At 64.2% G+C, this 22,196-nt stretch carries 21 protein-coding genes and 2 pseudogenes; 13 read left to right on the top strand and 10 right to left on the bottom strand.

Annotated elements, in window-relative coordinates:
- Positions 1-55: 55 nt before the first annotated feature.
- The 5 genes from E9229_RS01605 to E9229_RS01625 all read left to right on the top strand — a co-directional run bounded on the left by E9229_RS01605 (position 56) and on the right by E9229_RS01625 (position 4,336).
- Positions 56-868: a hypothetical protein gene (locus tag E9229_RS01605; RefSeq protein WP_183509507.1), complete on the top strand. Its 813-nt coding sequence runs from the start codon at positions 56-58 to the stop codon at positions 866-868.
- 137 nt (positions 869-1,005) lie between these two features.
- A complete protein-coding gene (locus tag E9229_RS01610) occupies positions 1,006-1,488 on the top strand; it encodes a hotdog fold thioesterase (protein WP_183509509.1) in 483 nt (160 codons plus the stop codon).
- A 45-nt stretch (positions 1,489-1,533) separates the two neighbouring features.
- A complete protein-coding gene (locus E9229_RS01615) occupies positions 1,534-2,853 on the top strand; it encodes a phenylacetate--CoA ligase family protein (protein ID WP_183509510.1) in 1,320 nt (439 codons plus the stop codon).
- 87 nt (positions 2,854-2,940) lie between these two features.
- On the top strand, positions 2,941-3,558 hold the full coding sequence (locus tag E9229_RS01620) for a TetR/AcrR family transcriptional regulator (RefSeq protein WP_183509511.1): 618 nt from the start codon (positions 2,941-2,943) through the stop codon (positions 3,556-3,558).
- 82 nt (positions 3,559-3,640) lie between these two features.
- Positions 3,641-4,336, top strand: a complete 696-nt coding sequence (locus E9229_RS01625; RefSeq protein ID WP_183509513.1) for a nicotinamide mononucleotide transporter — start codon at positions 3,641-3,643, stop codon at positions 4,334-4,336.
- A 101-nt stretch (positions 4,337-4,437) separates the two neighbouring features.
- Here E9229_RS01625 and E9229_RS01630 read toward each other — a convergent pair whose 3' ends face one another.
- From E9229_RS01630 to E9229_RS01645, 4 genes are all read right to left on the bottom strand, one after another.
- Entirely contained in the window at positions 4,438-4,890 is a 453-nt protein-coding gene (locus E9229_RS01630) for a DUF6924 domain-containing protein (RefSeq protein ID WP_183509514.1), read from the bottom strand.
- Positions 4,891-5,283: 393 nt separating this feature from the next.
- Positions 5,284-5,523, bottom strand: coding sequence for a P-loop NTPase family protein (locus tag E9229_RS01635; RefSeq protein ID WP_183509515.1), 240 nt, complete (start codon positions 5,521-5,523; stop codon positions 5,284-5,286).
- A gap of 132 nt (positions 5,524-5,655) precedes the next feature.
- Positions 5,656-6,675: a succinylglutamate desuccinylase/aspartoacylase family protein gene (locus E9229_RS01640; RefSeq protein ID WP_183509516.1), complete on the bottom strand. Its 1,020-nt coding sequence runs from the start codon at positions 6,673-6,675 to the stop codon at positions 5,656-5,658.
- A gap of 511 nt (positions 6,676-7,186) precedes the next feature.
- Entirely contained in the window at positions 7,187-8,377 is a 1,191-nt protein-coding gene (locus E9229_RS01645) for an acyl-CoA dehydrogenase family protein (protein WP_183509517.1), read from the bottom strand.
- Positions 8,378-8,722: 345 nt separating this feature from the next.
- Here E9229_RS01645 and E9229_RS19620 point away from each other — a divergent pair.
- The 3 genes and pseudogenes from E9229_RS19620 to E9229_RS19180 all read left to right on the top strand — a co-directional run.
- A pseudogene (locus tag E9229_RS19620) lies at positions 8,723-8,902 on the top strand (cytosine permease); the annotation flags it as partial.
- Positions 8,903-8,975: 73 nt separating this feature from the next.
- Positions 8,976-9,131: pseudogene (locus tag E9229_RS19625) on the top strand (cytosine permease); the annotation flags it as partial.
- Between the two features lie 106 nt (positions 9,132-9,237).
- Positions 9,238-9,627: a hypothetical protein gene (locus E9229_RS19180; RefSeq protein WP_246380757.1), complete on the top strand. Its 390-nt coding sequence runs from the start codon at positions 9,238-9,240 to the stop codon at positions 9,625-9,627.
- Here E9229_RS19180 and E9229_RS19185 read toward each other — a convergent pair.
- Both E9229_RS19185 and E9229_RS01655 read right to left on the bottom strand, forming a co-directional pair.
- Positions 9,624-10,139, bottom strand: a complete 516-nt coding sequence (locus E9229_RS19185) for a hypothetical protein (protein ID WP_246380305.1) — start codon at positions 10,137-10,139, stop codon at positions 9,624-9,626. The genes E9229_RS19180 and E9229_RS19185 overlap by 4 nt on opposite strands.
- Before the next feature lie 313 nt (positions 10,140-10,452).
- Positions 10,453-11,295: an IclR family transcriptional regulator gene (locus E9229_RS01655; protein WP_183509518.1), complete on the bottom strand. Its 843-nt coding sequence runs from the start codon at positions 11,293-11,295 to the stop codon at positions 10,453-10,455.
- A gap of 142 nt (positions 11,296-11,437) precedes the next feature.
- Here E9229_RS01655 and E9229_RS01660 point away from each other — a divergent pair, with 142 nt between their 5' ends.
- Positions 11,438-12,643: a CaiB/BaiF CoA transferase family protein gene (locus E9229_RS01660; protein ID WP_183509519.1), complete on the top strand. Its 1,206-nt coding sequence runs from the start codon at positions 11,438-11,440 to the stop codon at positions 12,641-12,643.
- 356 nt (positions 12,644-12,999) lie between these two features.
- Positions 13,000-14,679, top strand: a complete 1,680-nt coding sequence (locus E9229_RS01665; protein WP_183509520.1) for a thiamine pyrophosphate-dependent enzyme — start codon at positions 13,000-13,002, stop codon at positions 14,677-14,679.
- 68 nt (positions 14,680-14,747) lie between these two features.
- Here the strand turns inward: E9229_RS01665 and E9229_RS01670 are convergent, their stop codons facing one another.
- The 3 genes from E9229_RS01670 to E9229_RS01680 all read right to left on the bottom strand — a co-directional run bounded on the left by E9229_RS01670 (position 14,748) and on the right by E9229_RS01680 (position 18,133).
- Positions 14,748-15,503: an SGNH/GDSL hydrolase family protein gene (locus E9229_RS01670; protein WP_183509522.1), complete on the bottom strand. Its 756-nt coding sequence runs from the start codon at positions 15,501-15,503 to the stop codon at positions 14,748-14,750.
- Between the two features lie 108 nt (positions 15,504-15,611).
- Entirely contained in the window at positions 15,612-16,439 is an 828-nt protein-coding gene (locus E9229_RS01675) for a VOC family protein (RefSeq protein ID WP_183509523.1), read from the bottom strand.
- Between the two features lie 476 nt (positions 16,440-16,915).
- A complete protein-coding gene (locus tag E9229_RS01680) occupies positions 16,916-18,133 on the bottom strand; it encodes a phosphotransferase (protein WP_221184338.1) in 1,218 nt (405 codons plus the stop codon).
- 98 nt (positions 18,134-18,231) lie between these two features.
- Here E9229_RS01680 and E9229_RS01685 point away from each other — a divergent pair, with 98 nt between their 5' ends.
- Positions 18,232-18,816 carry a hypothetical protein gene (locus E9229_RS01685; RefSeq protein ID WP_183509526.1) on the top strand — a complete coding sequence of 195 codons (585 nt, stop codon included), beginning with the start codon at positions 18,232-18,234 and terminating at the stop codon, positions 18,814-18,816.
- A 111-nt stretch (positions 18,817-18,927) separates the two neighbouring features.
- On the opposite strand, the gene paaZ is transcribed toward E9229_RS01685, so the two are convergent.
- Positions 18,928-21,054 carry a phenylacetic acid degradation bifunctional protein PaaZ gene (gene paaZ / locus E9229_RS01690; RefSeq protein WP_183509527.1) on the bottom strand — a complete coding sequence of 709 codons (2,127 nt, stop codon included), beginning with the start codon at positions 21,052-21,054 and terminating at the stop codon, positions 18,928-18,930.
- Positions 21,055-21,166: 112 nt separating this feature from the next.
- On the opposite strand from paaZ, the gene E9229_RS01695 reads away from it, so the two are divergent.
- A complete protein-coding gene (locus E9229_RS01695) occupies positions 21,167-21,607 on the top strand; it encodes a PaaI family thioesterase (protein ID WP_183509528.1) in 441 nt (146 codons plus the stop codon).
- A 133-nt stretch (positions 21,608-21,740) separates the two neighbouring features.
- Positions 21,741-22,154, top strand: a complete 414-nt coding sequence (locus tag E9229_RS01700) for a hypothetical protein (RefSeq protein ID WP_183509530.1) — start codon at positions 21,741-21,743, stop codon at positions 22,152-22,154.
- Positions 22,155-22,196 lie beyond the last annotated feature (42 nt).

Here is a 22,196-nt window from a genome sequence, read left to right on the forward strand (position 1 = left end):
GGAGTGCTCCATCGCCAACGGATACGGCCAGCCCAGAACGAACCCACTGTGGGCTGTGTTCGCGCTCGTCGCAGGAATCGGCGCGCTGCTGCTCGCGCGTTTCGGCATCCTGGCCAACGCCTTCCGTCCGGGGCAGGGCAAGGACCCCGGCGAGGGCTGCCTCTACACGCCCTGCATTCCAGCGACCACGGCCGAGCAGGCTGCGCAGCTGCCCTGGGTGCGGCAGTTCTTCTCCCCGGACAGATCCACCGGGGGCCTGCTGCGCACTGCTCCCGCCGAGCAGCTCACCGAGATGGAGTGGATCCTCCCCCTTGGTTTGGCTCTGTTCCTCTTGGGCTTTGCCGGGCTTGTCGTCATGGCGCTGCGGCCCGGCGGCCGGGAGACCACTTTCGGTTTTGTCGCTGGCGCGAAGATCGGCCGCCGGCAGGGTGCAGGGTGGGCGGTGGCCCTTGGCGGGCTCTGGTCGCTGACACCCTCGATCGGTGTGTTTGTTGCCATAGGCCGGTGGGAGGCGGCACTTGGCTATTCCGGCTCGTTGCTCCTCGGCACCCTAGGCATTCTCCTTCTCGTTGAATTCCGGCCTCCGGGTTTCGGCACGGCGTGGGCGACGCGGGCCTTTGCACTGAACCTTGCCGCAAGCGCCGTCCTTGCAGCACTGCTCGCCTACCCGGGGCTCGAGCTGGTCCCGATGCTCGGGCTGATGTTTGCTTTCCCGCCGTTCCTTGCCACTGTCCCGGCCTTCGTGCTCGCCGGGCTCCTGGCCTGGAGGTACCGTGCCCGGGTTACAGCACGTCTTCTTGCCGAGCCGATGGAGGGGGCCGGCGGCCCTTCGGACGATGGCCGAGACCCCTCACGGGAGCCCCTGTAGACACAAGCCTTCGAAAAGGCAAGAATCAGGCCGTCACGGCGGCTGGATGACGCTCTTTGGCCCCGTCCCGTCTTGACATATTCGTGGATTCGGGATTACCTAATGAACATTCGGTAAATAACGGTGAGAGGTATCACATGAGCGAAACCAACGTCGACGCGGCCCACGCGGGCACCGGGTCCGAAGCAACCCCGACCCCGGAAAAGGCCTTGGCCCACCCGATTCTGGCCAACGATCCAGCCTCCGAATGGATGGGCATCGAAGTCATCCAAGTCGACGACGGCCACGCCACCATCACCATGAAGCTGCGTCCCGAAATGCTCAACGGTTTCGGCATCGCCCACGGCGGCATGCTCTTCGCCTTCGCCGACACTGCCTTCGCGCTGGCCTGCAACCCGCACACCGGCTCGGAAGACACCATCACCGTCGCCTCCGGTGTCGACATCAACTTCATGCGCCCGGGTATCCCCGGCCGCCTGCTCACCGCCGTGGCCGACCGCCGCGCCCAGACCGGGCGCAGCGGCATCTTCGACATCCAGGTGCTGCAAACCGTTCCCGGCGCCCCGGACGAGGTCCTTGCCGAATTCCGCGGCCGTTCCCGCACCATTCCCAAGCGCTAACGACTCCTCCCCCACCACCTCCCAAACACACAGTAAGGCCCACAAATGAGCGAAAACTCGTCCAACGTCGAGCTTCCGAATCCGTTGGATCCAGAAGAAACCATGAGCCGCGACCAGATCGAATCGATCCAGCTCGCGCGCCTGCAGGAAACGCTGGCCTACGCCTACGACCGAGTTCCGCTCTACAAGGAGAAGTACGATACCGCCGGTGTGCACCCGAGCGACCTGAAAGAACTCCCCGACCTGGCGAAGTTCCCCTTCACGGAGAAGGAGGACCTGCGCAAGACCTACCCGTTCGGCATGTTTGCCGTGCCGCAGCACGAGGTCGCCCGCATCCACGCTTCCTCCGGCACCACCGGCCGCGCCACCGTCGTCGGCTACACCCAGTCCGACCTGGACGACTGGGCCAAGCTCGGCGCCCGCTGCCTACGCCTCTCCGGCGTCAAGCCCGGCTGGAAGGTCCACAACGCCTACGGCTACGGCCTGTTCACTGGCGGACTCGGTGCCCACGCGGCTGCCGAGCGCCTGGGCACCACTGTCATTCCGATGTCCGGCGGCCAGACCGACAAGCAAATCACGCTGATCCAGGACTTCGCGCCCCACGCCATCCTGTGTACCCCGACCTATCTGCTGACCATCGGCGATGCCATGCAGAAGCGCGGCATCGACCCGGCGTCCACCTCCTTGAAGGTCGCCGTGCTGGGTGCCGAGCCGTGGACCGAGGAAATGCGCCACGAACTGGAAACCATGTTCCAGATCGACGCCTGCGACATCTACGGCCTGTCCGAGGTCATGGGCCCGGGAGTCGCCGGCGAATCCAACGTCACCAAGGACGGCAGCCACATCTGGGAGGACCACTTCCGCCCGGAGATCGTCGACGCGTTCGACGAGACCAAGGTACTAGGCGACGGCGAACCGGGCGAACTCGTGTTCACCTCGCTGACCAAGAAGGCCCTGCCCATCATCCGCTACCGCACGCACGACCTGACCCGGCTGCTTCCGGGTACGGCCCGGCCCGGCCACCGCCGCATGGGCAGGATCACCGGACGCAGCGATGACATGATCATCATGCGCGGCGTGAACCTGTTCCCGTCGCAGATCGAGGAAATCGCCCTGCGCGTGCCCGGCCTGTCCCCGCACTTCCGCCTCGAGATCACCCGGCCGGGCCGCATGGACCAGCTGGCGGTGCTCATCGAACGCCGCGAGGATTGCACCTCCGACCGTGCCGATGCAGCGGCCCGCGAACTGCAGCGTGAAATCAAGATCCATGTCGGTTCGTCCTGCGAGATCCGGGTCGTGGATCCGGGCTCGCTTGAGCGTTCCTCCGGCAAGCTCAAGCGCATCTACGACCTGCGCAACAAGTAAGGGCCAACGCCCCGCTGCTGCCCAGTGGCCCCTTCCCGCATCAGGAACGGCCATCGGGCAGCACCGTTTGTGAAAGAATCAAGAACTATGCCCACTAGCACTGCCAAGTCCCCCGCCACCAAGCGCGGACGCCCCGGTTACGACCAGGAATCCGTCTTGAGCATTGCCGTCTCCGTTTTCAACAAGCACGGATACGACGCCACCTCGATGGGGACCCTGGCCGAGAACCTGGGCATCAGCAAATCGGCGATCTACCATCACGTCCCCTCCAAGGGCGACCTGCTGCGCCTGGCCCTGGACGAGGCCCTCATCCCGCTCGAAGCCATCGTCGAAGACGAACGCGCCACCATCGGCACCGCCGAACAACGCCTCGAGTTCTTCCTGCGCTCCACCATCCAGGTCCTGGTCAAACGCCAACAGTACGTCACGCTGCTGCTGCGCCTGCGTGGCAACACCGAGATCGAACGCGATGCACTGGACCGGCGGCGCGCCGTGGACCGCCGCGTCTCCGACCTGGTCGTCGAGGCCCAACAGGAGGGCTCGCTGCGCGCCGACATCGATCCGCGTACGGCGACCCGTCTGCTTTTCGGCACCATCAACTCCCTGGTCGAATGGTTCCGGGAGGGTGGTCCTGTTTCGGCCGAACAGGTCGAGGAACACGCCATCACGATGATGTTCGACGGGTTGCACGGCGGCAAGCGATAGGGCCCTTCGTACCCCCACCGGCTAGGATCGAGATGGCTCTCGCACCGCCATTCCGCCCCACTGTTTGATAGGCACATTTTTCGTGGACGAACTCTTTTTCAATCTCTTCGGCCAGCCGTTGGGCACCGATACCGGCACGCAGGTCTCCCTGTATGCCGTCTCAACGCTACTGACCTGTTTTGCCCTGCTGCTACTGGCACGGCGCAACGACCTGGGCTGGTGGGCCCAGATCCTCGCTGTCTTCGCCGGCCCGCTGGCCATCGCCCTGCAGTACGACTACGCCATGCTGCTGCTGGCAGCCCCCGCCATGGGCACCGCTGCCTTCGGACTCTGGAAGTTCAGCAAGTCCCCCAACGTCGGCCGCTTCGGCCGCGCCGTTCCGGTCCACGGCTTTTCCGTGAAGTCGCTGATCTGGGGTGCTGTGCTGACTCTCGTGTTCACTGCGCTGAAGCTGGGTCCGATGCTCACCACCGGGTTCGCCTTCTCGCAGAACGTGCTGAACATCTGGATTCTTGCGGCGCTCGAGGCAGTCGTACTCGCTGCCCTGATCGGCATCGCGAACGGGCTGCGCTGGGCCTGGCTGGCCATCACCATCTCGGCCGTTGCCTACGTGGCAATCCTGTTCACCAACGCCCCTGCCCTGGCCACACTGGGCCTGCTGGTCTTCCAGTTCCTGGCATCGCTTTACGGCTGGTTCTGTTGGCGCCAGTCCCCTGCCGACGCCGAGCCGGCCGAAGCCGAGTCGAACGAATACCCGCCGAGCCCCTACAACGCGTAGGTCGGTTCGAATTGCTCCCCTGCTACTTCGGCCGGGGAGCAATTTTGCTTCACGGGCGGACTGTGGTCCGCAGGCACTGTGAACCATCGTGAGGTCCAGCCCTAACCCAAGCAGCTGGTTCGCGTACCCGAAAAATCCCTCTTACTCGAACCCACGGAGGACCCCGGCGGCCCCGGCGTTCTCGGAGAAAGCTTCCCAGTCCATGTTTGCGATGTTGAGGTTTTTCCCACCGCCCACAGCTCGGAGACTGCGCAACGGAACGCAGTGGGGTCCTCCCCCAGCGCGATCACGATGACCGGGCTCCCTTCCTCTGTCAGCGTGCGCAGGTCGGCGGCGAAGAGCACCGAAGCCCCATATTCATTGGTGGGAACAGCTGCCCGCAAACGTGGGGCCGCAGCGTCGATGAATGCCGGATCGTCGATCATGTCGAGATGGGCCATGCAACCGTCCTCGTTTTCAGCTTCTGCCTCGACCGCCAGGAGCTGCCAGGCCGCCTGGTCGGAGAAATCGGTGCGAACCAAGAGTGACTGACCGGATTTCGGAAGCATTTTCATGGTCCCCGCATGGCATGGGCTCCGACGGCAGGCCGCTTGACACGCCCCGGGCGAGCATCCCGAGGCTATTTCGGTGGGATCCGCCACCGGTGGGGAAGGCAGGGCGTGTTGGCCGGCAACCGACCGAGCTGTTAGGAGGAGAGTTCACATGCTGGCAGGCCTTGGCCACGGCGATGCCCCCTCCCCAGTCGGGGCCATCGATCCGGCCTGCTAGCAGCCTCGACGCCGGCTTGCTGCGGAAGCCTGCCCCCGCCGTATCGCTGGCGTCCAGGCCGCCTTGGTTGCGCTTGTTGGCCCCCCAGTTCGCCATCCAGAGGCCGCCCCGGCCGAGCTGCCACAACAGCAATCCGGATCCAGGATCAAGTAGGAGCCCAGCACCAGGAACGCTACCGCTCAAGCCAGCGCACAGGGGCCAACCGCTGTTCCCACGACGTCCCGGTCCAGCGTTGTCACTCGGTGGTTGGCCAACGAGGAATTGCCCGAGCCCGACCGGCCCATGGCCGCTGCGAATTCGCCAGCGTCCATGTACAGGCCGACCGCGCGCAGCGCGGCAACGGCCGTTTGGCCGGTGCCAATGACCTTGGAAATCACATTGAGTTTCAGGATCTGGCAACCCGGGAATCCGCCACTCATGCGCGGGCGCCCCGTCCGGCCTTGGCCTCAGGGAACGATACCGTCTGGGCGAGGCAAGGCAAATTTCACCCACAGGATGCCTCGGAGCAAACCCTCGCTATCAGCATCTACCAGAAACCGCGGCCTACGGCGCTAGATGGCCGAAATGTCCAGCATCGGCGCGATATGCATCAGGTGCGCGCCCACGTCCACGAGCGTGGGTCGGCGCATGATCGCCACGACCCCATCAACCCGGGCAGCATATGTGCGAGGTTCGCGGTCCAGCTCGTCAATGAAATGCACTTGGGCCACCGGGTCGCCGGCCGTCACCCAGTCGCCCAGATCAACCAGTGGCTCGAAGAGTCCCACAGCGGTTGAGGTCACCGGGGATTCACCGGTGAGCTCAATCCATACCGGCTCTACTGGTTCCGGATCCGCAGGACCACCGGCCTCCGGCCCGGAGCGAAGCACGCCAAGGCTCCGCAACAACTCATCGACACCACGGCGCATGTTCTTCAGCGTGCGACGGTCCATGGTGCCCGAACCGGCAAGCTCGGTCGAAATCGTCGGAATTCCTGCTCGATCAGCGGCATTGCTAATGGAACCGATCTCCAGCAATGGGGCGGCAACCATGGCGTACGGCAAGCCCAAGGCTCGGACCGCCGCGAGCTTTGCCTTCCACCGCTCCGCATCAGGTCCACGGGAGATGGAGGTGATGGGCAGATAGGTCGAATTCACCCCGCCAGAATGCATGTCAATGACGAAGTCCGCACGCGGTAGAAGCGACCCGGCGATCATATCCGCCACCTGTTCGGTGGGGCCTCCCCGGGCGTCGCCCGGATAGGATCGGTTCAGGTTTCCGCCGTCGATTGGCGAGACCCTCATTCCGGCACGCACTGCCGCCGAGTTCGCCGCGGGCACGATGATCAACGTTCCGGCCAGGTCCTCCGGTTCGATGATGCGGATGAGCTCATGGAGCAGGACCTGCCCCTCGTATTCGTCACCGTGTGTCCCCGCGACGAGCAGGGTGGTGGGGCCCGGCCCCGATGAGATGACGGCAATCGGCACCGGAATCACCGATCCGTCATGCACCTGGTCGGAATGCACCACGTGCCCGTACCCGATCTGCTTACCCGTGGACTCGAAGTCGATGCCGCTGAAGACCGCGCTCATCGAACCGACTCCCGCATGGCGGTGCACCCATGTTCAGGGGAGACTCCATAGGGCCATTCCGCCACGCGCCAGATATTCAATTCCTGCCTCATCTTCAAGTGGACCGCCTTGGATTAGAGCCACCGCATTCAGCGATGAACCGAGGGGCAATGATTCCGCTTGCCCTCAGTCACATTTAACCATTGAACGCCGAGGGCCGCGGGCGCCGGTAAATAGGAGGGCCTGGACAATAAACCCCGCCGCGGGCCTTCGCTGATGCCTGGATCCCAAATCGGCAGCGGCCATTCCCGGAAGACACTTCCACCGGGACAGCCACCGGCACTCACGTGGCGGACCACGCCCATGCTCAGGAGGAGCATCAGCGCCGCCATCTGCCAAATCCTGCCGGTCTACGTAGTGCAACACGCTGACCGGTTCAGACAGGAAGACTCCCACCCTTTGCCAAGGAGCCCCCTGGGCAACGTCTCAGCTGCACGGGCACTTGGCCCGCTTCACTTCGGAAATATCCCGGTTAGACGAAAGCCGCAATGCCCGTAATCGCTCGGCCGGCCACCAATGTGTTGATTTCATAAGTGCCCTCATAGGTGTAGATGGCTTCCGCGTCGCAGAAGATCTTGGCCATCTCGTAGTCCACGTGGACCCCGTTACCGCCGAGGATGCCGCGTCCCATCGCCACCGTCTCACGCATGCATTTGGTGACAAAGGCCTTGGCCAAGGCCGAGTGCTCGTTGCGGCTGGTTCCGGCATCCTCCATCTGGGCCAGGCGGACCATCATGCCCATGGACGCCTGGGCATTGGAAAGCATGGTGACCAGTTGTTCCTGAATGAGCTGGAAGCTGGCGATCGGCTTACCGAACTGATGGCGCTCTACGGCATATTTTCTTGCTACGTCGAAGGCCGCCATCTGCATCCCGACGGCCTGCCAGCCCACCGTGGCACGCGTGGTCTTCAGGACTTTGTTGGTATCGCGGAAGCTGTTCGCCCCGGCCAGCTTGTGCGAATCCGGGACCACCAGGTTGGTCATGACGATGTCGGCATTCTGCACGGCACGCAGTGAGATGCGGTTTTCGATCAGCGTTGCATGGAAGCCCGGGCTGGAGGTCTCCACGAGGAAGCCCTTGACCTGGCTGTCCTCGACGTCCTTGGCCCAGACAAGCACGTAATCGGAGAAGGTGGAGTTTCCGATCCAACGCTTTTCGCCATTGAGGACCCAGTTGTCGCCGTCACGCACCGCCGTGGTGGTCGTGCCGCCGGCAACATCGGATCCGGCCAGCGGCTCGGTGATGGCAAAGACCCCGGTCTTCTTCAGCGCATAGATGTCGGGAAGCCACATCGCCTTCTGCTCCTCGGAGGCGAGCAGTTCAATGGATCCGGTAAACAGGCCGTCATGGCCGCTGAAGAAGGTGCCGAAGGATGCGTCAACTCGGTGAACGGCGGCCGTGACCATGCCCGCAAAGAGGTGCGACCTGCCCTGACGGCGGACCGGGCTGATCATGTCCAGCTCGGCGACTTTCGGAATCAGGTGTTTAGGAAATTCGCTGCGATTCCAGAAATCTCGCGAGATAGGGCGGACCTCGGCTTCCATCCAATCGCGGATGACATTGAGCCGCTCCAGCTCCTCGGCCGGCAACAGGCTTTCAAAATGGAAGAAGTCACCGTCCAGATAGGGCAGGGTGGTCGCGGAAACTGTGTGGTCGCTCATGGAAACCTTCTCTCATGGGGCGCGCATACTGGTGCGCGAGTTCTAAGCTGGGATGTCGAAAACTCCCTGTGGAGTCCCCAGGCCGCGCCTTCCGACTCCTGAGGGGCAGGATCCCCGGGCTATTCCGAACATAGCCCGACATCCACTCAGGAATAGCCCAGATCACTGAAATTTCATCAACATCTGTAATCCCAGACAGCACTAGTGACAAGCGTCATATTTATGACGGTTCAATGGACTCGGATGAATACATTGAAATTTGAACGCCTTGCTCATTCACCAAACGGGTAAGGCGTTCATGTCCCCTTGGGGGAATGCCTGCCAGAAACAGAAGCAGCAAATAACGTGGCACCACTGTTTGAGCGTAGATCCATCGATTTTCTCCCGCACAACGAGCGTCAGGGCAAGCCCTTTGGCCAGTTCACCCTTCGGCTCGGAGAAAACATTCAGGTCACGGCTATCGTGACCGGCTCATTTGCCGTCCTCTTCAAAGCAAACGCGTCCTGGGGAATGTTCGGCTTCTTCCTAGGAGACCTTCTCGCTCACACAGTCATGGCATTACACACCGCTCAGGGTCCCCGATCGGGGCTTTCCGCAAATGATCTCCAGCCGCGCTCAGGTCGGCGTATACGGCGCCGCGCTGTTCCTGGTCATGGCGGTCCAGATGTTTTTGGGCTTCGCCGCAACCGGTGCCGTGCTGGCTGGACAGGCGGTTGACCAGATCATCCCTACCGGTAACCCGACCGAGGGCGTTGTTGTCTTCGGCGCCCTGATGATCCTCGTGGCGGCCATGGGGTACAAGTACATCCATATTCTGGGCCGGGCTTCCACCATTGTGGGCGCTCTAGGATTCTCTTACCTTGGTATCCGACGGCTCCTATCAGGAAGACCTTGCTTCCGCCCTCGGCACGGAGGGGTGTACCCTGCCGACGTTCCTCTTGTCCATCTCGCTGAGCGCCGGGTGGCAGATGCCATATGGTCCGTATGGCGCCGACTATTCCCGCTATCTTCTCGCTGACACACCGGAGCGCAGGACCTTCTTCGCTTGCTTTTGCGGCTCGGTCACCGGTGCACAGTGGGCCATGACCCTTGGAGCCCTTTTTGCCGCCATCGCCATGCCGGCAGGCCAGTCGTTCCTCGAAAACCAGGTCGGGTTCGTCGGAAATCTGGCTGACCGAGGCGCCCTCGCCATCCTGACGTACATCGTGATCATGGTCCGCGAGCTCACCGTAAACACGCTGAATTCCTAAGCTAGCAACATGACGATCCTGACGCCGGTCAGTGGCTTCACCAACCAGGTGTGCGTTGTGCCTACCTCATGGGATTCATTACGGGTCCAGTCATCATCGCCCTTGTCGCAACCGAGAACTTCCTCGCCGACTTCAAGAACTTCGCCTTGCGGCTGCCGATGGTCTCCATCCCGTGGAGCTCCATCAACCTCATGGGCTGCTACCTCATCTCCAAGGAAAAAGTTGATATTCCGGCACTGCACGACCCCAAGAGACGCTATGGCGCCTGGAATGTTCCTACGCTGCCCACCTACCTTGATAGGCGTCTCGTGCAGATCCCCTTCCTCGCCCAAACCATATACACCGGGCCGATGACCGCGCTCCCGGATGGTGCCGACATTTCTTGGATCGTGGGCCCGATTGTCACCGCGTTCGCCTACTACCCAGTGGCGAAGCGGTTCCAGAACCCGCCGTCGGAAATGATCTACCCGGTGGACCTGCAGGCCACCCGCCCGCACAACCTGGGTGCTCACCACAAGCCCCTAAGCCTGGGTACCGCCAACACCCGGGCAAGATGGCGGCGGCCGGCTGGCCGACAATCATGGGATCACGCGCCGCGTGAAGTGCCGTTCCTCCTGGGAACCCTGTTTGGACACGCCCCATGCGCGCCCAAACAGGGTTTCATTTCTTGCCTGGATCGCGGGGATGAAAATCCCACAACCGCCTTCCTCGTGTGCCCGGGCCATCACCGGGCAGGGAGCTGCTGCGTTCACTCCCGAAGCCGGAAAGCCATCCCTTCAACTCAACGTGGATGGAAGCATCCGAAGTTGATGCCCGCCGTAGGGGCTAGTCCGACGGGCTCAGCCGCCGGGAGATCTCGGCCGCACACCGCGTCACATCCGGAAGCCACCGCTCGGCAAGCTCGTCCACACCGATCGCGCGCGCTGGAGCGGACCCCTGCCGGGCATTGCCCATGGCCGCAGCCGGCGTCACCACCTTTCGGTTCGAAACGGTGAGCGTCACGCTTGCCACGGCGTAACCGCTGCGATCCAGCACCGGCACGGCCAGGCTGGAGAACCCCTCGGAGATCTCGTCCTGTTCCCAGGAAAACCCCCTGGCCCGGACCCGTTCCAGCAGTCCGTTCAGCGCCGGGGCCGAATGGACGCCCTGTTCGAACCGGGCAGGAAAAGCCTCGGGGCCCGGATAGAGCGACGCCACCTGGGCGGCGGTCATCGATGCCAGCATGGCCCGCCCGCTGGCAGTCAAATGGGCGGGCAACCGGACCCCTGGTTTCGTGACCAGCTCGGTCTGCCGCTTTGCCTGTTCCTCGATCACGTAGACAACCTCCCTGCCGTGCATGACCGCCAAGTGCGCCGTACGCATGGTCCTGGCGACGAGCCGCGAGATCGGAAACTTGGCGATTCGTTGCAACGGCGCCTGACGTGAATACCCCGTACCGAGCTCGTGAGCAGTGACTCCCAAGGCGTATTTGCGCTCTTCGGCAAGGTGCAGGACGAATCCGTCTTCGACGAGGGCCGTCAGCAGGTGATATGTGGTCGAGCGAGGCAGCCCGACGTCACGGGCAATTGCTGCGGCGCCCACCGGGCCAGCCTGCATGGCCACGTAGCGCAGGACCGACAACACGTTCTTGGCTGCAGGAACCTGAGGAGCAATGCGTGATGCATTCATGCGTACACCCTATCGATCTAATGTCTGCCATCACAGACTGTTACTTCGAAGAAGGCTTCGTTCATCAGCTGTCCGATGGTGTGATGGATTGCATAGCTCCGCATCGACATAGCAAGACCTCCAGCTCGAAGGAAAACCAACCATGTCATCCAAGATCCAGTACGAGAACGATTCATCGGGTACCGGCATTGGCCGCGCCGGCTCCCTCGAAGGTCTGCGCGTCTTGGACCTGTCCCGGGTCTTGGCAGGACCGTTCTGCGCCATGATCCTGGCCGATCTCGGTGCCGAAGTCATCAAGGTCGAAAGCCCGGAGGGTGACGACTCCCGCCAATTCGGCCCGTGGTTCAACGGCGACTCGGCCTACTACCGCTTGTTCAACCGCAGCAAGTACGGCGTCACCATGGACCTGAAGATCGAGGAGGAGCGCGACAACCTGCTCGAGCTGGTCCGCCGCTCCGACGTTGTGATCGAGAACTTCCGCCCGGGCGTCATGGCCCGGTTGGGACTATCCGCCCAGCGCCTCCTGGAAGAGAACCCCCGTCTGATCATCGTCAGCATCTCCGGCTTTGGGCAGGAAGGCCCGCTACAACAAGCCCCTGCCTACGACCTGATCGCCCAGGCCATGAGTGGACTGATGTCAGTGACCGGCTGGCCCGGGGGCCAGCCGACCCGCGTTGGCATCAGCCTCGGAGACCTTGTCCCCGGCCTATACGGTGCCATCGCCGCCCTGGCTGCCCTCAACGAGCGCCACCACACCGGTCTGGGTCAGCATATCGACGTATCGATGCTGGACAGCCTGACCTCGGTCCTGGAGTCCGTGGGGATGCGGGCCCTGCATGGCGAAAACCCAGTCGCGTGTGGAAACGACCATGCAATGTCCACCCCGTTCAGCACCTATCAGACCGGCAACGGTGCCATCGCCATAGCGATCGCCGGAGACCGCCTTTTCCCGAGGCTGACCGATGCCCTCGACCGGCCCGAGTGGCTGGCGGATGAGCGTTTCAACGAGCAGGCCCGCCGAAACGAGTTCCCCGTTGAATTCCGGGCTGCGTTGGAGGAGGCATTGCGGCCCTTCAACGCCGAGCAGGCCATCGAGCTCCTGTCCAAGCACCAGGTCCCCACTTCCAAGGTCTACTCAGTGAACGAGGCGCTGACCAGCGAACACGCAATCCACCGTGGCCTGGTGGCCACGGAGGCCGACGGCTTCAAGACCCTCGCCTCGCCACTGCGGCTCACCGGTTCCGTTGCGCCGGAACCGGCGCCGAAGCTCGGCCAACACAACAGCCTCATGTCCGAGTGGCTCGCCGGACCGGTCCGTTCAGGAGCTGCTCCGGTACACGCCTCATAGGACGGGCGCAGCAATGCCGCGGCGGGCATAGCACCCGTCGCGGCACTCCTGCTGCCCGGGCAATCGGGCATTCCTCCGAGCCGGAAGGATCCTGCCGGGTATCCCTTGTTCACCCCGCTCCATGTATCGATGCGGGAAATGGCCTCGGATTCCGAACCCGCAATGTTCAACATTTCTCCAAAGGCAAGTCAATGTGACCATTGACGCATTCATTACCGAGGCATTTCGCCAGAGACTTCTCGAAAACAGGGAAACTCATGTACGTTTGCTCGAAATACACTGCCGGAATTCATGCAATCGCACCATAGGCCGGCCCCTAGACACTTTCAATGGCGAAAGAGACAAGGAATCACTCCATGACCCTCCTGGACACCACACCACTGGAATCGGCCCCTGCGGCACCAGCGCTGAAGTCGGCCGGACACATCATCGTCGACGCGCTCGTGGCGCACGGCGTCGAGCGCACCTACGTGATCCCGGGCGAAAGCTACCTCGAAGTCCTCGACGGGCTGCACAACTCCCCCATCGAGACGATCGTCTGCCGCCATGAGGGCGGCGCCGCCTACATGGCCGAGGCCGATGGCAAGATGCACCAGCGCCCCGGCATCGCCATGGTCACCCGTGGACCGGGTGCGGCAAACGCCCATGTCGGCCTGCACACCGCTTGGCAGGACTCGACCCCGATGGTGCTCTTCGTCGGGCTGATCCCCTTCGCCCACCGCGACCGCGAGGCCTTCCAGGAATTCGACATCAAGGCCTGGTTCGACACCGGCGCCAAGCGCGTGATGGTCCTGGACCACCCCGAGCGCGCCTCAGAAATCGTCGCCGAGGCCATGTTCGCCGCCATGAGCGGACGGCCGGGCCCGGTCGTGGTCGGCCTGCCCGAAGACATCATCCGCGAGATGGTCGACGCCACCGCGCACCCGATCATCCCGGTCGCCGACGGCGGCATGACTGTCACCGATTGGAAGGCGCTGCAGTCCGCACTGAAGGCCTCCGAGAAGCCGCTGTTCGTCGTGGGCGGCAACGACTGGACTCAAGAAGGCGCCACCGCGCTGACCGTCTGGCTCGAAGAGCACCAGATCCCCGCCGCTGTGGAATGGCGGTGCGAGGGCACCATCCCGTTCAGCTCGCCCTCCTACGTCGGTCCCATCGGCTATGGCCGCCCCAAGCCGACCTACGACCTGCTCGAGGAGACCGATCTGCTGGTCTTCGTCGGCACGGTCCCCGGCGACGTCATCACCGACGGCTTCCTGGTCCGCCAGGACTGGGACAAGAAGAACTTCCTGGTCACCATCGACCCGTCGCTGCGCGGCCGCTCCGGCGCCGTTTCGCACCAGATCGTCTCCAAGCCCGATGTCTTCGTGCGTGACCTGATCATGATGGATCTTGCGGTGCGTCCCGCATGGCAGTCATGGACCGAGCGCATGCGCGGTGAACAGCTGAAGTTCGCTGCCCTTCCCTCTGCCACCCCGTCGGCGGGTCCGGCCCGCATGGACACCATGATGGCCAACCTCTGCGCCGGGCTGCCGCAGGACGCCATGATCACCCTCGGCGCCGGCGAGCACACCAACTGGGCCCACCGCTACTTCCCCACCGAGCGCTATGCCTCGATGGTCAGCGCCCGCAATGGCTCCATGGGCTACTCCGTACCCTCCGCCATCGCCGCCTCGCTGAACTTCCCGGGCCGCCGCGTGGTGACCATCGCCGGCGACGGCGAGTTCCTGATGAACGGCCAGGAACTGGCCACGGCGGCCCAGTACGGTGCGACCCCGCTGGTCATCGTGATGGACAACCAGGAATACGGCACGATCCGCACACACCAGGAGCGTCACTACCCGCAGCGCATCTCCGGCACCCAGCTGAAGAACCCGGACTTCGCCCTGATGGCCCAGGCCTTCGGTGGATTCGGCATTCGCGTCGAAAACGACGCCGATGTCCCCGCTGCACTCGAGGCGGCGCTGGAAGCCATCGACGAGCAGGGCCAGTTCGCCCTGATCCACCTGATCGTCGAACAGCGCGTCAAGGCCTACTAACAGCCACCGACATGCACCGGGCTGGTGCCGGTTCCATTCCAGGGGATGGAACCGGCACCAGCTTGTCGTTAATGCCGATCGCGTTCCAGCTCATCGAGCAGGAAGGACGCCCAGTGACCGTATCCGGCGACCGAGGGATGGAAGTGGTCGGAGGCATAGAAATCATCGCCCAATGGAGGGTCCCCGGCGAATCCCACGAACCCGATGCCCAACTCGGCGCAGATCCGTGCCGAAACCGCATCCAGGCGCCGGGCCCGGCGTTCGAGGAATTCATTCAGCGGCACCGGCAGCGCCGGGAAGTTCCGGAACGGAGGCACGCCGGCGACCACGATTTCCCGGGACCGAACCGGTTCGATGAAGACGTCGATCACCAAGCGCAGGTCCCTGCCCCAGTGTCCCGGCAGCCGGCCGATCATGGCATCGTTTGCACCGGCGGCCAAAAAGACGATATCCGGGTCGTGCTCCTGTATCAGGCCCAGCACTTCGCGCCTGATGCGCTCCATGGTGGCGCCGTTGGAGCCCTCGGCCTCCCAGGCCACGGGGCGGCTCCGGCGGGTCGACAGTCCCATGGCCAATTGCCCGGTCAACGCGACATCGTGGGTCGGGGCCCCGGTCCCCGCAACGGTGGATTCCCCGATCACCAGCAGCCGCAGCGGCACCCCGCCCGTTCCAGCGGCATCGGCCACGCCGCGCTTGGGTCCGGCAGCCTCGCCGAGCAAGGGGACCACCTTCTTGACATGCCGGCCCTGAAAATAAGCGGGTGCTGCCTGCACCGCATCCAGCCAGCCGTTGCGCATCATCTCGGTGGTCGGGAATGTCGTCATCGCCGGGCCTCTCCCCATTATGCTTTCCCTTTGCCGGCCTGCACCTTCGTCACCTATGCGGTTCCGGTGGGGCCCACCCTTTCAGGCTCGACCCATCTGCGGCCACTGTCAACGCATCGATGCAGCCAGCGTCGCGGCAACCTCAAACCGCGGTTCGCCCTCCGCACGAATGAGCAGCGTCGTGGCTGCCGGGTCCGGTACGCCGGGGAAACTGACCTGCAGCACGTCATCCAGTGGCGGGAGGGCCCATTGGGCGACCGGGATGCCGAAGTCGGTGCCCCGACCGTCATCCAGCCGCAATACGGGCTGCCTCCCGCCCCGCCAGAAACCGGCCGCCTCCGGAACCCGGAAGCGCAACGTCGTATGGCCCCGGTCAATGTCGATGAGGTTCAACAAGAGGGGTTGCTCGATGCCGATGTCGATTTCCAGCGACAGCGGGATCATCCGCGCCGCGTCCGGGCCGGGCTTGACGCTGGCGGCCAACCGGGCGATGCCAGCGCTGTTGATGGTCTCCACGGTGAAACCGAGCTCGGGAACGGAGTCGAAGTAGGCGTAGGCCACCCCGGCGCCCACGGCTGAATCCCCCGCCTGCGCCACCGCCATGCCCTGGTCCGCCAGTTCCAGCATGGCGGCGGTCTGGTCTTCGACTTGGAAGCGCAGGTGGTGGATGCCCTCGCCGCGCTGCTGCAGGAAGTCATCCCAGACGTTCTCGCTGCCCAACGGGGCAATGAACTGAAGTTCGATGCCGAAGTGGCTGTAGACCAGCGACTCCATCGCCGTGTCGACGATTTCCCCGCGGTAGCTGACTCCCTCGTAGTTGTTCACGGAGGTCGCCGTGGGCAGGATGCCGAAGATCGCCTCCATGGATTCGCGGACCCTCTCCAGGTGCCGCACGACGATCCCGATCTGGTCCAGGGCCCCGAAATTCCGATTCATGCTCAGCTCCGTCTCCTCCACGGCTCCCATCGTGGATTCCGCCGGTTCAAGCCTACCCACCGGCGCACGACCCGTTGGTTCCAGCCCCCCCCATTCTTAACCCGAAGTGCTCCGTGGGGCCACCCGGGTCCCCGATCGCCGGGTGGCCCCGGGAGAATCTACTTCTCAGCTGCGGCCCGTCTGCGCTGAACATAATGTTCTCCCTGGGCCCGGTCAGGACTCGACGCATCGCAGTGGCGCTGACGGTCCTCCTGGTGCCGGCGGCCGGAGTCACTTGGATGATTCGGCAAGCGGCCACCCCGCCCTCCGTGGATCTGGGCCCGGGTATCGTGCTTGGCAAAGGGCCCCTCACCCCCGTTCCCACACCGCCCGGCGCCGGTGAAGCCACTGCCTCGGCGGGTCCTTTGCTGGTGCCTATCCATACCCAGCAGGGAGGTTCCAGGTGAAACAACGAGGAGAGCCCGACGGGAAGGCTCTCATGCTCGGCGCAGCAGCTCCTCGGCAATGACAATCCGGTCCAAGGCCAGGGTTTCCCAGTCGGGGTCCTCCTCGTCCCGGGCCCCGGCCACGAGCGAGAGCACCACTGCGGCGGACCGCGCGTAGAAGCCGGCCGGATCGGTGTCCCGGCGTTCCAGTTCGGAGGCAAAAGCCCGCGCGTAGTCGTTCAGGTACCCGTCGACATCGACATAGCGGCCGTCGATTCCGGGCAGCACTGCTAGATGCCCGATGAAACAGGCCAGGTCGTCCACCAGGTATCCGGGGCCGGCCGAATCGATGTCCAGCAGCCCGGTGATCTTCCCCCCGGCCACGAAGATGTTCGCCTCATAGAAATCACCGTGGCTGGGAACCAGCGGTCCTCGGCGCGCCGAATCCAGTACGACGTCAATCCTGCTGCCCAGAGCGCGGATCCTTTGCTCGGCGGCGGGCAGGGCGGTGACTGCCGCCAGCACGTACCATTCGAGCCTGTCGCTCCAGGATTCACGCACCGGAACATCCATGAGACCCTGCGGCAGCGAGTCGAGCAGGGCAACGATGCGTTCGGGTGAAAGCGGCAGCACACCGGAATGCATCAGGTCCTCAGCCAGCGGCATTCCCGCAACCCGGCGCAGGGCCAGCACCTCCGCAACGGGGAGACCCGCCGGCACCGGAGCCGGAATGCCCACCGCCAGCAGCATCTCGTGCTTGGCGTGCATGACAGCGGCATCCCTGCGCAACACCTTCAGGAAGAGCTCTTCCCCGTCGTCGAAACGCGCCAGCATCACGGCCCGCCGCAGCGGTCGATAGGTCAGGGTCCGCAGGTCCTCGAGCCGGCGCCCGCCACCCCAGGTTTCGCCGACGGCCTCCGGGGTGGTGGCCAGGCCGAGCCCCGGCAGCATCGGATCCGCCGGATGCAGCCAGACCACAACGCGTCCGTTGGGGCCTTCCAGCGTGACGGTTCCCTCCGGTACCCGGGGCAGCTTCTCCGCCGTGGCCCCAAGATAGATGGTTTCGGCGTCCCCCACGACCTCGAAGACGCCGGAAACCCCCGCGCCTGGACGGTGGTGGACCTCCACGAGGCTCACATCGGGATCGCCCCCGATCACACCCGAGGACACCTCCGACAACAACGCGAGGAGCTCACCGGAGGAGAAGAAGTCCAGTTGTTCACGTTCGGACCAGCCGACGACGCTCTCAGCAGCTGCGGATTCAGGCAAGGGGCTCATGCCGTTCAGTATTACAGCTTCCCCCCCCCATGACCCGTTGCATGTCCCCCATTGGTCGAGTATCGGTGCAGATGGGTTAGCGTTTCCTTATGAACAAGCCCGACCCGCCAACGCCCCACGACCACCAGCCCGATGGTGATTCGTTGGCTGGACGGTATGGAAGCAGGCCGGTTCCCGGGCACTTCCGCGTGACTTTCGGGCTGTTTGCCTTCGCCAAGGGCTGGGCGGTCACCTACATCGCCTGGGCCGCCCTGACCCTGCTGATCAGCATCGCCAGCTCGCTGGCCGCGGGCGACGACTCGGCGGTGGACTTCTGGGGCCTGGTGCTGGCGTTCAGCTTGTTCATTGCCGTCTTCATCGGCACCCCGGTGGCCCTGGTCTTCGGCCTGCTGCTGCGCGTGGTCCGCCGCCAATGGGTACATGTCGCTGCCTTCTTCTTCGGGTTTGCCATCCTGACCTTCGCCGTCATGCAACTGACCATTCCCTGGACCTCGCTGCGCATGCCCTTCCTTTATGCGGTGTCGGTCGGGTTCTGCGCGGCCGTGGGGCGGGCTTCGGTGATCAAGGACGTGAACGTGCATCCGGTTCCGGACCTGCACCTGCCCGGGCCACCGCCGGCAACCGGACAGATCGGCAAGACCCGGCAACCCCGCCAGGGACCGCTCCCCCACTGACTGGGCGATCCCCGCTCCAATCACCCCCGAGAACGACAAGGCGTCGGCCGCTGCACCCTTTCGGGAGCTGCTGCCGACGCCTTCTCTGGGGACGAACCAGAACCTGAAGGACTACTTCCAGTTCTTGTAGGTCACGTCTTCCTTTTCCACCAGGGTCAGCACATCGTAGGTTGCCACGATTTCGCCGTCCTGGTTGTTGATGACAGCATCCCAGGCAACCTCTCCGTATTCGTCCGTCACGCGCGGGGTGATCTTCTTCGCCGTCAGCGTGACGCGGATCGAATCGCCGGCAGGGACCGGGGTGATGAAGCGCAGGTTCTCCAGGCCGTAGTTGGCCAGGACCGGGCCCGGGGCCGGCTGGACGAAGAGTCCGGCGGCCCAGGAGACCAGCAGGTAGCCGTGCGCGACGATGCCCGGGAAGAACGGGTTGGCTTCCGCTGCCGCATTGTCGACGTGCGCGTAGAAGGTATCACCGGTTTCGTGGGCGAAGGCAGTGATTTCCTCCAGCGAGACCCGGCGCAGCGGCGAGGCGAAGGCATCGCCGATGTTCAGCTCGGCCAGCGACTTGCGGAACGGGTGGATCGCACCTTCCACTGCCCCGAATTCGGCAGCACCGGCGATGACGCGGTCCGCGCCGGTGTGCCAGACGCCGGTCACGGCCGTCAGCAGGTTCGGGGAACCCTGGATGGCCGTACGCTGCATGTGGTGCTTCACGGCGCGGATGCCTCCCAGCTCTTCGCCGCCGCCGGCGCGGCCCGGTCCACCGTGGACCAGGTGCGGAACCGGGGAGCCGTGGCCCGTGGAGGAACGCGCGGTTTCGCGGTTGAGCATGTGCACGCGACCGTGGTGGGCTGCGATGCCGGTGGTCAGCACGCGGGCGGTTTCGCCGTCGTTGGTGCAGACAGTGGCCACCAGCGAGCCGGAGCCCATGGCCGCCAGTTCGATGGCCTCATCCAGGTCGGCGTAACCGATCACGGAACTGACCGGGCCGAAGGCCTCGAGCCCGTGTACCGCCTGGTTGCGGACATCGTCCCAGGTGAGTAGCAACGGGGACATGAAGGCACCGGCGTCGACCACGGAATCCTCGCCCGAAGTGCTGCGCACCACCGGTGCATCAAGTGTGCCGTAAGCCAGCTCGCCGCCGGCGGCGATCATCTCTTCCACCGCGCCGCGCACGTCGCGCAGCTGCTCCAGGGAGGCCAGGGCTCCCATGGTGACGCCCTCGGCGCGCGGGTCGCCCACCACGATGCGCGCATCCAGGCGGGCGCCGACTGCTGCGACCACATCCGGGACCATGCCCTGCGGCACGATGGCCCGGCGGATGGCGGTGCACTTCTGGCCGGCCTTGACCGTCATCTCGGTGACCATCGACTTGACGAAGGCGTCGAACTCGGGGGTGCCGGGGACGGCATCCGGGCCGAGGATCGCGGCGTTCAGCGAGTCGGTTTCGCAAGTGAAGCGCACGCCGCCCTCGACGACGTTCACGTGGGCCTTCAGCGAGTTGGCCGTGGAGGCCGAACCGGTGAACGCGAGCACGTCGCGGTAGTCCAGTTCGTCCAGCAGGGTGCGGGCCGAGCCGGAGATCAGCTGCAGCGAGCCCTCGGGCAGCAACCCGGATTCGACCATCAGGCGCACGGCCGCCTCGGCGACGTAGCCGGTCGGGGTGGCGGGCTTGGCGATGGTCGGAACGCCGGCGATGAAGGCCGGGGCGAACTTCTCCAGCATGCCCCACACCGGGAAGTTGAAGGCGTTGATCTGGGCGGCGACGCCCGGGATGCGGGTGTAGATGTGCTCGCCGGCGAACGAACCGTCCTTGGAGAGCACCTCCATCGGCCCGTCGAGGATGACGTTCGAGTTCGGCAGTTCGCGGCGTCCCTTGGAGGAGTATGTGAACAGCACGCCAATGCCGCCGTCGATGTCGACCATCGAGTCGATCTTCGTGGCACCTGTCTGGAAGGACAGCGCGTAGAGCTCCTCGCGGCGGGCGTTGAGGTACTGGGCCAGTTCCTTCAGCACCAGGGCACGCTCGTGCAGGCTCAGCTTGCCAAGCTCACGCTGGCCGACGGTGCGGCCGTAGTTGACCATGCCGGCCAGGTCCAGTCCGTCCGAATTAACGCGGGCGAGCAGTTCGCCGGTGTTGGCATCGAGCACCTGGGTGCCTGCGGGATCGCCCGCAGGGGTCCACCATTGCCCTTGTGCATAGCTGGGAACTAGCTGGGCCATTGGAGAAGTCGTCATCGACGGGTCCTTCCTGAACGATCGGTCAGTATTAGCATCCACAGTACAGTATGGGGCAGTACCAGTCACCGGCCCGGGACCCGTTAGCCCCGGATGACAAGGAGTATGACGCATGAGCGAGCAGCGCCCGACAGCCCCCACGCCCGAGTCGATGACCGACGGGACATGGATGATCGCCCTGGGCGAACTGGACCTCAAGATGGGCATCAAAATCGTCGAAGAATCGGTGCAAAAGGTCGTTGCCACCATGCCGGTCGAGGGGAACCGGCAGTCCTTCGGGCTGTTGCACGGCGGCGCATCGCTGGCGGTCGGTGAGGCCGTCGGCTCCTGGGCGGCAGTCAAGCACGCCTCCACCATGGGCAAGTCCGCCGTCGGAGTCGATGTCTCGGCCACCCACCACAAGGGCGCCCGCGAGGGGACGATCACCATCACTGCCACCCCGATCAGCCTGGGCCGGCGCATGACCAGCCACCAGGTAGTGCTTCAGAACGAGGCCGGCGAGCGCCTATGCACGATGCGGATCACCAACCTGGTCATCGACATCAGGAAGTAGGCCGACCGCGTTGTCCTACAGCGGCCGGGGAGCCCACGTGAAACGCCGCCCGGTGCGCCACGCCTCGACATGCATCGTTTTCGTGGGAGCCTATGAACACCTTGGTACGATGCCGACGCGGAACGGATGACTCATGGCTTGGGGTAAAAGCGAGGAACAGAAGGCAGAAGAACAAGCGGCAAGAAATGCCCGCGAAACGGAGCAGCGAGAAGCCGAAGAGGCCGCCGAATTCGCGGCAAGTCCCCTGGGACTTGCGATTGCCGCCCACACGAACGGCGACGCCTTCTTTCAAGTTCAAATCGAAGTGAGCTCCCTGACGGGAACAGCCTCGTTTTTTGGATCCTCCGAAAACGATGTGCATCACTCGGGGAAATCAACTGACACCTTGGGCCAGATCGAAAAAGTAGGTTGGCGGCTGGAACATGTCGGATACGTTTTCATCGAAACCGGGTCAACCTCAACGAACCGGGTGATGTCCACCGGTCAGGGAGTGGTGACGAGGGGAAACGTCACGGGCATCTACCTGTTCCGCAGAACGTCCGGGTGATTCCCCGACAGCAGGGGCCGTTTTCCTCTGTCGGCAGCGTGA

The organism is Paeniglutamicibacter cryotolerans (genome assembly GCF_014190875.1).
Taxonomy (GTDB): domain Bacteria; phylum Actinomycetota; class Actinomycetes; order Actinomycetales; family Micrococcaceae; genus Paeniglutamicibacter; species Paeniglutamicibacter cryotolerans.

Coding starts and splice junctions, on each gene's coding strand:
- E9229_RS01610 (WP_183509509.1), top strand. CDS start 1,006: ATGAGCGAAACCAACGTCGACGCGGCCCACGCGGGCACCGGGTCCGAA.
- E9229_RS01615 (WP_183509510.1), top strand. CDS start 1,534: ATGAGCGAAAACTCGTCCAACGTCGAGCTTCCGAATCCGTTGGATCCA.
- E9229_RS01620 (WP_183509511.1), top strand. CDS start 2,941: ATGCCCACTAGCACTGCCAAGTCCCCCGCCACCAAGCGCGGACGCCCC.
- E9229_RS01630 (WP_183509514.1), bottom strand. CDS start 4,890: ATGAAAATGCTTCCGAAATCCGGTCAGTCACTCTTGGTTCGCACCGAT.
- E9229_RS01635 (WP_183509515.1), bottom strand. CDS start 5,523: ATGAGTGGCGGATTCCCGGGTTGCCAGATCCTGAAACTCAATGTGATT.
- E9229_RS01640 (WP_183509516.1), bottom strand. CDS start 6,675: ATGAGCGCGGTCTTCAGCGGCATCGACTTCGAGTCCACGGGTAAGCAG.
- E9229_RS01645 (WP_183509517.1), bottom strand. CDS start 8,377: ATGAGCGACCACACAGTTTCCGCGACCACCCTGCCCTATCTGGACGGT.
- E9229_RS01655 (WP_183509518.1), bottom strand. CDS start 11,295: ATGAATGCATCACGCATTGCTCCTCAGGTTCCTGCAGCCAAGAACGTG.
- E9229_RS01660 (WP_183509519.1), top strand. CDS start 11,438: ATGTCATCCAAGATCCAGTACGAGAACGATTCATCGGGTACCGGCATT.
- E9229_RS01665 (WP_183509520.1), top strand. CDS start 13,000: ATGACCCTCCTGGACACCACACCACTGGAATCGGCCCCTGCGGCACCA.
- E9229_RS01670 (WP_183509522.1), bottom strand. CDS start 15,503: ATGACGACATTCCCGACCACCGAGATGATGCGCAACGGCTGGCTGGAT.
- E9229_RS01675 (WP_183509523.1), bottom strand. CDS start 16,439: ATGAATCGGAATTTCGGGGCCCTGGACCAGATCGGGATCGTCGTGCGG.
- E9229_RS01685 (WP_183509526.1), top strand. CDS start 18,232: ATGAACAAGCCCGACCCGCCAACGCCCCACGACCACCAGCCCGATGGT.
- paaZ (WP_183509527.1), bottom strand. CDS start 21,054: ATGACGACTTCTCCAATGGCCCAGCTAGTTCCCAGCTATGCACAAGGG.
- E9229_RS01695 (WP_183509528.1), top strand. CDS start 21,167: ATGAGCGAGCAGCGCCCGACAGCCCCCACGCCCGAGTCGATGACCGAC.
- E9229_RS01700 (WP_183509530.1), top strand. CDS start 21,741: ATGGCTTGGGGTAAAAGCGAGGAACAGAAGGCAGAAGAACAAGCGGCA.